The sequence below is a fragment of the Vibrio sp. D173a genome, from assembly GCF_030248475.1.
Genome location: NZ_JAHGAH010000367.1, coordinates 1 through 843, shown reverse-complemented (window position 1 = coordinate 843; position 843 = coordinate 1). Strand labels below are relative to the sequence as shown.

Annotated in this window: 1 protein-coding gene; it reads right to left on the bottom strand. The window is 44.2% G+C overall.

Annotated features, from left to right (window positions below):
• The coding region (locus KIV40_RS25895) for an IS4 family transposase (RefSeq protein ID WP_285352062.1) at positions 1-749 on the bottom strand (749 nt) is incomplete at its 3' end.
• Positions 750-843: the final 94 nt, after the last annotated feature.

Sequence of the window (843 nt, the reverse complement as noted above, 5' to 3'; positions counted from 1 at the left end):
TCTTGCTTACCTAAAGAGCGTACTTCTTCATATACAGTTCCCTTTCTTAATGGCAGTAACCAGTGTCGTTCTGTACCAGATCTTGCCCACTTATCAAGTAAGCCAAGCGAGTAAAAGCCTTTATCAAACAGTGTAATAGAATGGTCTGGTGTTGAGTCGATAAGTTGTTCTGCTAGCTTCATCTCACTGACTTTCGTGCTATCAAATACGCCATTCACCAGCAGGTGGCTTGTTAATTCCATTTGACAAACCATTCTAACTTGAGGGCAGGCAGTTCCACTGTGTTGATTACTTTTGGGTTCGAATACTTCTATATTCTCCTTTGAATCTGGAGCGCGCCACATGACACCATCAACTCCAAGTAACGTTAAGCCGTGCCATGTTGGAGAGTTGGCTTCTGCGTTCCAGATTTCAGCCGTAGATGTAAACACTTGCTTAACCGCATCACTTCCTAGTCGTTGCCGAGCCTGTACCAAAGCGCTAGGTGCAACTAATGGCCGCTTACCCGGTAGCATAAGCTGCATATTACTCGTTATGTCCCATACGGACTCGTCCCTGTAAAAAGCCATACCGAGCACAACCCATACCATCATATCTAAAGGGAGCCGACGCTTACGGATTGTTGCCATGCCTGCCTGCTCTAGACATTGGTTGATAAATTCTGCAGGAAGGATATCGCTCAACTTTCCTAGTGATTCAGAGTCTGGAACGAAGTTATTGGCGAGTGATAGGGCTTTAGTCAGTTGCATAAAAAAATCCGATAGACATGGTCTATCGGATTTTTACACACTGGTGGGATCGTTCAATTGATCAGTCTATTAATTTCTTAACTGATCGGCATTA